This window comes from Stenotrophomonas sp. HMWF023 (genome assembly GCF_003060985.1).
Taxonomy (GTDB): Bacteria; Pseudomonadota; Gammaproteobacteria; order Xanthomonadales; family Xanthomonadaceae; genus Stenotrophomonas; species Stenotrophomonas lactitubi.
Genome location: NZ_QAIJ01000009.1, coordinates 1 through 7,878, shown reverse-complemented (window position 1 = coordinate 7,878; position 7,878 = coordinate 1). Strand labels below are relative to the sequence as shown.

The following is a 7,878-nucleotide window of genomic DNA, read 5'->3' as shown; positions in this document are numbered from 1 at the left end:
GACCAGATGCAGGCCCAGGCCGCTGCCGCTGCCGGCGGCGCGCAGGCGGTGGAACGGCTCGAAGATCGCCTCGCGGTCACCGACCGGCACACCGGCACCCTGATCGCTGACTTCCAGCAGGCCCTGCCGGTCCAGACGCACGCAGATGGTGCCGCGCCCACCGCCGTGGACGATAGCGTTGTGCACCAGGTTGGCGATCACCCGGCCCAGGGCCAGGCCATCACCATGGATCCATACCGGCGTCTCCGGCGCATCCACCTCGAAGCCATAGCCGGCGCCAACGACCAGCGGCGCGAGGTCGGCGGCCGCTTCGCGCACGACGTGCGCCAGGTCCAGGCGCTGCAACGCGGCGATGTTCCTGTCCAGCCGCTGCAGGTCGAGCAGGTGCTCGGCGACATTGCCGAGGCGGGCGACATCGGTCAGCAACTGCGATTTCAACTCCCCCTGCGGCAACTGCGACAGACGCGCCTGCACCACCGCAATCGGCACCCGCAGTTCATGCGCGGCATCGGCCAGGAATTTATCGCGTGCTGCGTAGCCCTGCTGCACCTTGTCGATCGCATCGTTGAACGCTTCGACCAGAGGCGCCACCTCGGTCGACACCAGCTGCGCGTCCAGGCGCGCTCCGGGCTGGCCGATATCCAGCTCCTTGGCCTGCTGCGCGGACCGGCGCACGCCACGCATGGCGCGATGGATCACCGTCGGCATCACCAGCAGCGTGACCACGATCAACGGCAGGAAGAACCACAGGCCGATCAACCGCAGCACCATCAATGCGCCATCCAGCAGGCCGCCCTTCGGCGCTCCGCCCACCATCACCGTGATGCGGCGGCCGTCTTCGTTGCGGATCATCACCCGGGCCACGTCCAGGTACGGCGGCACCAGCGAACCCAGCTCGGTGGCGCCCAGTGTCGGCAGGCGGGCCAGCAGCGACGCGTGGATGGCAGGCAGCGTGCCGCGCTGCAGCCATGCACCGCGATCATCCACCGCGGCGAACCACAGGTTGCCGCCGGCACGCGCGTCGAGCTTCTGCCAGCGTGCTTCATCCAGCACCAGCCGGCCGCCTTCGCTGTGCACGGCGTTGGCCGCGCTCTCGGCCATGAACATGTCCATGCCCCAGGTGTCCTTGTCGCCCCAGGTCAGGATCAGCGCGACGACGGCGAACAACACCGTGAAGGCCTGCGCCAGGAACAGCCGCCATGCCAGCCCCAGGGTGATCGAACGGATCGGTCGTGCCATCTCAGGCCTCCGCCAGCAGGTAGCCGACGCCGCGGATCACGTGGATCTCCACGCCTGCCCCGGCCTGCTGCAGTGCCTTGCGCAGCTTTGAGATATGCGCGTCGAGTGCATTGGACTGGATCTCATCATCGAACCCGTACACCGCCGCTTCCAGCGCACTGCGGGTGACCGTGCGACCCTGCCGCATAGCCAGCGCCTGCAGCACCAGCACCTGCCGCCGCGGCAGGGCGACCGGCTGTCCATCCACCTGCGCCTGCAGCGATTCGAAATCAAACTCCAGCCGGCCCAGCCGCAACCGGGGGGTCACCATCGCCGACGGTCGACGCGATACGGCGCGTATGCGCGCCATCAGCTCTTCGATCGCCACCGGCTTGACTAGGTAGTCATCGGCGCCGACATCCAGCCCCTCCACCTTGTCCGACAGCCCACCTTTGGCGGTGAGCATGATCACCGCCAGGTTCGGTCGCAGGGCACGGGCGATTGCCACGAAGCCCACGCCGTCACCGTCTGGCAGCTGCCGATCAAGCAACATCAGCTGGTGCACCGGCTCACGCAGGGCCAGCGCCGCTTCGGCCAGGCTGCCGACCACGTCGGCGACCACCCCCTGGCGCTCCAGCCCGGACTGCAGGGCTCGCGAGAGATCGGGATCATCTTCGACCAGGAGAATGCGCATCGGGGGCTCGGCAACCGGAAACGGAGCCGATCATAGTGCCTTCGGCGTGCAAGTGGCGCCGATTCCAGCAGATTGCGCCTGCGCAATGTTCCGACAATGTTGTGCGCGCAGCATGCATCGCCATCCCCGCAAAGTAGTACGTTGATGACTTCACTGCCCCCCGCCCTGCTGCGCCCCCTGCTGTGCACCGTCGTTCTCTCCACGCCGCTGCTGGCAAACGCGCAGGAACAGCGCCCGGGCGTGCAGGCCGGCATCACCTTCGGCGCGACGACCGGTGCCTACGCGCACTATGACGACAAGCCGCTGGTGCTGCCGGCGCTGTCCTGGCAGGGCAAGCGCTTCTTCGCCAGCCCCGGCTCGCTCGGCATGAACCTCTACAAGGCCGATGGCCTACGCCTGTCGGCCGTGGCTACGCCCTACACGTTGCGCTTCAAGACCGACGACGTGAACGATCCGCAGCTGCGCCGCCTGCACAGCCGGCAGATGTCGGCGATGGTCGGCATCAATGCCGACTACAGCGCGGACTGGGGTGCGATTGCGGCCAGCGTGAAGCGCGAAGTGAGCGGGCATGGCGGCGGTGTTGAATCAAGCCTGCATTACAGCTATCCGATCCAGGCCGGTCGTTTCACCTGGGTACCGCGCGTGGGCGTGGTGCATTCCAGCGCCCGCCTGCTCGACTACTACTACGGCATCAGCGGCGAGGAAGCCCTGCGCTCCGGGCTGGCAGCCTACAAACCCGGCAGTGCCACCTCGCCGAGCCTGCAGATCGCGGTCAGCACGCCGCTGGGCACGAAATGGCGCGCGACCGGCGTGGTCGCCAACCAGTGGTTCGGTGATGCCGTCGAGGACAGCCCGATGGCACGCCGCAGCAGCCAGACATCCGCCTTCATCTCGCTGATGCGCGCGTTCTGACCGAGCCTGCATCCGCCCCACGGACAACAAGGATCCCGCATGGCCGCCGTCACCCCCACCGCCGATGCCAACGCGATCCTGCGCGCACCGGATCTGGACAGCGCCGAGCGCGCCTACCTGGGCCTGCTGCCGGACATGGATCATGTCGATGCACTGACCCGACGTGCACTTGGCCTGTCGCGCGCTGCGGATGCGGCGCGCGGCTATGCCCTGTCGATGACCCTGGTTGGCCTGCGCCTGCAGGAACTGGAGATGGGCGAGCCGTGTGCGGCCGAGTATCGGCAAGCAACGCTGCGCAGCCTGCGGCAGGCCTTCACCGCTGCCTGAGCACTGCGTCAGCGGAAGGTTGTCCAGGCCAGGACCGCAGACAAAAGTGCGACCCACACCACCGCTTTGAAGGTGCCTTCCAGCATGTTGCCGCCGAACAGCAGATCGATGATCGGGTTCGGCCGTGAAACGGGAGCATGGTCACTCATGGTGGTGTCCTGTGGTTTGGGAACTGCGTCACCGATGATACAAAAGCTTGACAATCCTGTTGCTGTTTCCGGTATGGTCGATGCAACGCGGCGTTCAAGGATGATCGATGCTCAAGCGTGCACTGTTTCCCGTAGTCGCTCTGCTGCTGGCCGCACTGGTCATCATGCTCTCCTGGCAGAACCGCCAGTTGCGGCAGGTCAACGAACAGATGGCGGCACAGCTGCAGCAGACCCAGCTGGATGCGCATGGTCCTGCAATCGGCACCCGGCCTGAACTGTTGACGCTGCGGACGACGCAGCAGACCCATGTCGATATCGGCGGCGTGCGCGCCGTTCCGCAGATCCTCTACTTTTTCTCTACCGCCTGCCGCTACTGCCTGGCCTCGGTGCCACAGCTGCAGCAGATCGCGGCTGCACGTGGCAGCGCCGAGCTGGTGGGTGTCGGCCTGCCGCCGTATGACCAGCTTGCCGGGTACGCCGGCAAACACGCGCTGGCGTTTCCTATCGCCGTCGACGATCAGGGCGAAGTCTCCAAACGCTATCGCGCCACGCTGACACCGATGCTGATGGTGCTCGCCGCAGATGGCAGCGTCGCCTACAAGCATGTCGGCCAGCTCGACACAGAGACGGTACAGGCCGTCGCCAAGGCAATGAATCCGGGAAGCCACACCAACTGAAGGAGATACACATGATCGGGAAGAAAACGCTGTTCTCGTCCGTCGCCGGTATCGTCATCGTTGCTGCAATGTCATTCGGTGCCGCACAGGCCTTCGCCACACCGGTGAAGACCGGCTTTGCGCCAGGCTGCGTGGATACCCCCGGGTGCATGTTCGGCGGCAATGGCCGCGCCGGCGGCACGCGCATCTGCTGCGTCGCCAACTGATTCCGCTTCGACACCGCCCCGCAAGCGGTGACCTCATGTTCCATCGCCATTCCCAGGAGATACACATGATCGGAAAGAAGAAGCTGTTCTCGTCGATTGCCGGCATCGTCGTGGTTGCCGCCATGTCATTCGGTGCCGCGCAGGCCTTCGCCACCCCGGTGAAGACCGGCTTCGCACCGGGCTGCAAGGAACATCCCAGCTGCCCGTACGGCAATGCCGGCTCCCACGGCCTGCTGGTCTGCTGCGATCCCATGTGATCCACCTCGACGCTCTGCAAAGGAGATACAGATGATCGGAAAGAAGAAGCTGTTCTCGTCCATTGCCGGCATCGTCGTGGTTGCCGCCATGTCATTCGGTGCTGCACAGGCCTTCGCCACCCCGGCCAAGGCCGGGTTCGCACCGGGCTGCGAGTTCACCCCGGGTTGCCCGCATGGCGGTTCAGGGCATTGGTCCGGCCCTCGCCTGTGCTGCGATCCGCTCTGAGCCTGCTTGAAGGTTCCAGCCATGTCGTGACCTGAGCCCAGGCTTCCCGGCCAACGGGGTCACTTCCGGGCAAACGGGCCGGACTGCCTTCACAGGCGGCCCGGCCTTTTTCATGGTCGCGTCCTGCAGCTGCCCCGACCCAGCCCGGATTCATCCTTGCTGGCCCTCGTTGGCGCGCACTTTTCCCGCCTTCGTCGGATACCGGTTTCACACCGCAGGCCACAGTGCAACGCTGGACTCCCTTCTCCGGAGCACCGTGCCATGCCGATGCTTGCCTTGCTGCTGTTGATGGCCGGTCTATGCAACCGCGACGCCGACACCGGAAGCGATTCGCTGCGATTGCAGATCCTGCAGGCCGATGCCCAGCGTGCCGCCAGCGAGCCAGCCACGCACGGCCAGACGGACCGCCAGAGCGTGCAGATCCTGCGCTTGAGTGCGGACCGCGTACTGCAGGTGGCCCATGGTCGCGTGCACGCTGAAGCGCCTGCGGGGCAGCGCGGGCAAGCGCACTCCCGGGGGCTCATGCAGCTGTGGCAGCGCGTGGATGGTCATTGGCAGCTGCAGCGCAGCGCCAGTGTCGAGCAACGCGGTTGAAGACGACAGCAGCCGGCCAGGCGCAGACGAGCGCGAATCGCGGGCACAAAAAAACCGGCCCAGGGCCGGCTTTCATCGTATCCACCGCTGCTCCGGCGATGCCGGGAACCGGTGGTGGGCGGTACAGGGTTCGAACCTGTGACCCCTACCATGTCAAGGTAGTGCTCTACCGCTGAGCTAACCGCCCAAAAATTCCGTACAGCCCGCAGGCTGGTGCTTCTACGTAAAAACCCGGCGCCAGGGCCGGGCTTTTCATGCTCACGACAGCCCCCTGGGGGACTTCGTGGTGGGCGGTACAGGGTTCGAACCTGTGACCCCTACCATGTCAAGGTAGTGCTCTACCGCTGAGCTAACCGCCCGTTTGTTGCTTCTGCAGCGCCGCGATTGCGTCGGTGCAGGCCGCGTATATTACGGACGACGACCGGCAAGCGCAATACTTTTGTGAAGAAAAGCCGCTTTACCGCGTTCAGCCCAGGCTGGCTTCCTTCAGCTGCCTGATCTGGTCGCGCACCCTGGCGGCATCCTCGAATTCCAGGTCCTTGGCATGCTGGTACATCCGCTGCTCCAGGGCCTTGAGGCGAGCGGCCAACTGCGCCGGGCTGAGCGAACGGTAGTCGGCCGTGTCTTCGGCCACACCGGAACGGCCCTTGCCCTTGCCCTTGCGGGATTCCTTCTCGGCGGCATCCGAGCGCGCGCCTTCCAGCACGTCGACAATCGGCCGCAGGACCGAGCGTGGAATGATGCCGTGTTCCTGGTTGTACTCGACCTGCTTGGCGCGACGACGGTCGGTCTCGTCAATCGCTGCCTGCATCGAACGGGTGATCCTGTCCGCATACAGGATCGCCTTGCCGCGTACGTTGCGGGCCGCACGGCCGATGGTCTGGATCAACGAACCGGTCGAGCGCAGGAAGCCCTCCTTGTCCGCATCCAGGATCGCCACCAGCGAGACCTCGGGCATGTCCAGCCCCTCGCGCAGCAGGTTGATGCCGACCAGCACATCGAACTTGCCCAGGCGCAGGTCGCGGATGATCTCCACCCGCTCGACGGTATCGATGTCCGAGTGCAGATAGCGCACACGGATACCGTGCTCGGTCAGGTACTCGGTGAGGTTCTCGGCCATGCGCTTGGTCAGGGTGGTGACCAGCACGCGATCACCGGCCTTGATGCGCTCGTTGGCCTCGCTCATCAGGTCATCGACCTGGGTCCCGACCGGGCGGATCTCCACCACCGGATCGATCAGACCGGTCGGGCGCACTACCAGCTCAGCCATGTCCTCGCCGGCCTCACGGAATTCGTAAGGGCCCGGCGTTGCCGACACGTAGATGCTTCGCGGGCAGCGCGCTTCCCATTCCTCGAAACGCAGTGGACGGTTGTCCAGCGCCGACGGCAGGCGGAAGCCGAACTCGACCAGGGTTTCCTTGCGCGAACGGTCGCCCTTGAACATGGCGCCGATCTGCGGAATGGTCACATGTGATTCGTCGATCACCAGCAACGCATCGGCCGGCAGGTAATCGAACAGGGTCGGTGGCGGCTCGCCCGCGTTCTTGCCGGTCAAGTGCCGCGAGTAGTTCTCGATGCCATTGCAGAAGCCCACTTCGGCCATCATTTCGAGGTCGAACTGGGTACGCTGGGCCAGGCGCTGCGCCTCGACCAGCTTGTTCTGCGCGTACAGCTGCTCCAGCCGCTCCTTCAGCTCGACCTTGATGGTCTCCACCGCTGCCAGCACCCGTTCACGCGTGGTGGCGTAGTGGGTCTTCGGGTACACCGTGAAGCGCATCAGGTTGCGCATGGTCTCACCGGTGAGCGGATCGAACATCGTGATCTTTTCCACCTCGCCATCGAACAGTTCGATGCGCAGGGCCTCGCTGTCCGATTCTGCAGGGAACACATCGATCACTTCACCGCGCACGCGGAAGGTACCGCGCTGCAGCTCGTACTCATTGCGGGTGTATTGCAGCTGGGTCAGGTGATTGATCAGGTCGCGCTGGTCGATGCGCTCGCCCTTGGACAGGATCAGGCGCAGCGACAGGTAGTCTTCCGGTGCGCCCAGGCCGTAGATGGCCGACACGGTCGCCACCACGATCGCATCCGGTCGCGACAGCAGAGTCTTGGTCGCCGCCAGCCGCATCTGTTCGATGTGCTCGTTGATCGAACTGTCCTTCTCGATGAAGGTGTCCGACGACGGCACGTAGGCTTCCGGCTGGTAGTAGTCGTAATAGCTGACGAAATACTCCACCGCGTTGTGCGGGAAGAACGCCTTGAACTCACCGTACAGCTGCGCGGCCAGGGTCTTGTTCGGCGCCATGATCAGCGTCGGCTTCTGGATCTGCTGGATGACGTTGGCGATGGTGTAGGTCTTGCCCGAGCCGGTCACGCCCAGCAGGGTCTGCTTGGCCACGCCAGCCTCGAAATTGCTGGTCAGCTTGGCGATGGCATTGGGCTGGTCGCCCGCCGGCGAATACGGCGAGACAAGTTGAAAACTGTCGCTCATGGTGTTGCCAGGTCCCGGGGAAGGTAAGTATAGGGGGCGTCCGGTGACGGTCGGCTGAGGGGAAGCCGGGGAGAGCGGCAGGGCGATGCCTGATGGCGTCGCCAGCGGCGGCCGGGGAGGCTGGACA

General features: G+C 65.2%; 11 protein-coding genes and 2 tRNA genes. 7 read left to right on the top strand and 6 right to left on the bottom strand.

What is annotated here, in order from left to right:
* Together DBR20_RS00180 and DBR20_RS00175 are read right to left on the bottom strand one after the other, a co-directional pair.
* Positions 1 to 1,239 (bottom strand): HAMP domain-containing sensor histidine kinase (locus DBR20_RS00180; RefSeq protein WP_108264757.1); only part of this gene is annotated, 1,239 nt, incomplete at its 3' end.
* Between the two features lies 1 nt (position 1,240).
* Positions 1,241 to 1,912, bottom strand: a complete 672-nt coding sequence (locus DBR20_RS00175) for a response regulator transcription factor (protein WP_108264756.1) — start codon at positions 1,910 to 1,912, stop codon at positions 1,241 to 1,243.
* Between the two features lie 144 nt (positions 1,913 to 2,056).
* Between DBR20_RS00175 and DBR20_RS00170 the strand changes: the two genes are divergently transcribed.
* Positions 2,057 to 2,824: a MipA/OmpV family protein gene (locus DBR20_RS00170; protein ID WP_108264755.1), complete on the top strand. Its 768-nt coding sequence runs from the start codon at positions 2,057 to 2,059 to the stop codon at positions 2,822 to 2,824.
* A gap of 39 nt (positions 2,825 to 2,863) precedes the next feature.
* The gene (locus DBR20_RS00165) at positions 2,864 to 3,151 is read left to right on the top strand and encodes a hypothetical protein (RefSeq protein ID WP_025875229.1); all 288 of its coding nucleotides are present in this window, start codon (positions 2,864 to 2,866) and stop codon (positions 3,149 to 3,151) included.
* Positions 3,152 to 3,159: 8 nt separating this feature from the next.
* On the opposite strand, the gene DBR20_RS22010 is transcribed toward DBR20_RS00165, so the two are convergent.
* Complete coding sequence (locus DBR20_RS22010) at positions 3,160 to 3,300, bottom strand: hypothetical protein (RefSeq protein WP_165780968.1); 141 nt, start codon at positions 3,298 to 3,300, stop codon at positions 3,160 to 3,162.
* A gap of 107 nt (positions 3,301 to 3,407) precedes the next feature.
* On the opposite strand from DBR20_RS22010, the gene DBR20_RS00160 reads away from it, so the two are divergent.
* The 5 genes from DBR20_RS00160 to DBR20_RS00140 all read left to right on the top strand — a co-directional run bounded on the left by DBR20_RS00160 (position 3,408) and on the right by DBR20_RS00140 (position 5,260).
* The gene (locus DBR20_RS00160; protein ID WP_108264754.1) at positions 3,408 to 3,977 is read left to right on the top strand and encodes a TlpA disulfide reductase family protein; all 570 of its coding nucleotides are present in this window, start codon (positions 3,408 to 3,410) and stop codon (positions 3,975 to 3,977) included.
* Between the two features lie 11 nt (positions 3,978 to 3,988).
* On the top strand, positions 3,989 to 4,183 hold the full coding sequence (locus DBR20_RS00155) for a hypothetical protein (protein ID WP_025875233.1): 195 nt from the start codon (positions 3,989 to 3,991) through the stop codon (positions 4,181 to 4,183).
* Positions 4,184 to 4,248: 65 nt separating this feature from the next.
* A complete protein-coding gene (locus DBR20_RS00150; protein WP_032975717.1) occupies positions 4,249 to 4,440 on the top strand; it encodes a hypothetical protein in 192 nt (63 codons plus the stop codon).
* 31 nt (positions 4,441 to 4,471) lie between these two features.
* On the top strand, positions 4,472 to 4,666 hold the full coding sequence (locus tag DBR20_RS00145; RefSeq protein WP_108264753.1) for a hypothetical protein: 195 nt from the start codon (positions 4,472 to 4,474) through the stop codon (positions 4,664 to 4,666).
* A gap of 261 nt (positions 4,667 to 4,927) precedes the next feature.
* A complete protein-coding gene (locus tag DBR20_RS00140) occupies positions 4,928 to 5,260 on the top strand; it encodes a hypothetical protein (RefSeq protein WP_108264752.1) in 333 nt (110 codons plus the stop codon).
* Positions 5,261 to 5,372: 112 nt separating this feature from the next.
* Here DBR20_RS00140 and DBR20_RS00135 read toward each other — a convergent pair.
* From DBR20_RS00135 to uvrB, 3 genes are all read right to left on the bottom strand, one after another.
* Positions 5,373 to 5,447: transfer RNA gene (locus DBR20_RS00135), tRNA-Val, on the bottom strand.
* 97 nt (positions 5,448 to 5,544) lie between these two features.
* Positions 5,545 to 5,619, bottom strand: a tRNA-Val gene (locus DBR20_RS00130).
* Between the two features lie 107 nt (positions 5,620 to 5,726).
* On the bottom strand, positions 5,727 to 7,751 hold the full coding sequence (gene uvrB, locus DBR20_RS00125; RefSeq protein ID WP_108264751.1) for an excinuclease ABC subunit UvrB: 2,025 nt from the start codon (positions 7,749 to 7,751) through the stop codon (positions 5,727 to 5,729).
* Positions 7,752 to 7,878: the final 127 nt, after the last annotated feature.